General features: G+C 71.0%; 1 protein-coding gene. It reads left to right on the top strand.

The genetic code is table 11. From position 1 onward, the window contains the following. Window positions 1-277: 277 nt before the first annotated feature. A complete protein-coding gene (gene lipB, locus FNQ90_RS24410) occupies window positions 278-1,066 on the top strand; it encodes a lipoyl(octanoyl) transferase LipB (protein WP_182608322.1) in 789 nt (262 codons plus the stop codon). Window positions 1,067-1,069 lie beyond the last annotated feature (3 nt).

The following is a 1,069-nucleotide window of genomic DNA, read 5'->3' on the forward strand; positions in this document are numbered from 1 at the left end:
GGACTGGGGAGTGGAGGAGTCTCCGGGTCGTTCCGTGGACATCAGCTATGCGGTCTCCTGCCATACGGCCGTGCGGCACCCGGGTGCCCTGCTGGAACGGCGTGAATGTAGCCGGAGGATTGCCGCATTCGGGCGTTTCGCCTCTCGATTCATCCGTACGTGTGAGCACGGGGGGCGTATCGCGTGGCCCTCCCGCAGTCGTAGAGTGGAGTCCCGGGCGCCCTCCTGGACCGGAACGGCCGGCACCAGCGGCGCGTAGACGAGAGGAAGCGCCGCAGTGAGTGAGCTGCGCTTTGTCCACCTCGGGTTCGGTCCGGAGGCGGTCGAGTACCACGCCGGATGGCAGGAGCAGCGGCGGGTGCACACCGCCCGCTTCGCCGACGAGATCCCCGACACCTGCCTCCTCCTGGAACACCAGCCCGTGTACACGGCCGGTCGACGGACCGAGGACTCCGAGCGGCCGCTGGACGGCACGCCCGTGGTGGACGTCGACCGGGGTGGCAAGATCACCTGGCACGGCCCCGGGCAACTGGTGGGGTATCCCATCCTCAGGCTGCCCCGTCCGGTGGACGTGGTCGCCCACGTGCGCCGACTGGAGGAGGCCCTGATCCGCACCTGCGCCGTCCTCGGCCTGGTCACCACCCGGGTGGAGGGGCGCAGCGGGGTGTGGGTACTGGGTGATGCCGCTCCGGACGCGATCCCCGCCTCCGCCGGTGGGTTGGCCCTGGACTTCGACCCCCGGTTGAACGACGAGGAGTTCGACCCCCGCCTGTGCGGTCCGCAGTACGCGCCGTCCAACGCCGGGCAGCGGGGCGAGGACCGCAAACTGGCGGCCATCGGCATCCGGGTGGCGAAGGGCGTGACCATGCACGGCTTCGCCCTGAACTGCAACCCCGACAACACCTTCTACGACCGGATCGTGCCGTGCGGCATCCGGGACGCGGGGGTCACCTCGCTCTCCCGGGAGCTGGGGCGGGAGGTGACCGTCGCCGAGGTGCTCCCCGTGGTGGAGCGGGAACTGGCCGCCGTCCTGGGTGCCGAGGTACCCGAGCCGCGCCCGGTGTGACCG

The sequence above is a fragment of the Streptomyces alkaliphilus genome (genome assembly GCF_014141535.1).
GTDB classification, from domain to species: domain Bacteria; phylum Actinomycetota; class Actinomycetes; order Streptomycetales; family Streptomycetaceae; genus Streptomyces; species Streptomyces alkaliphilus.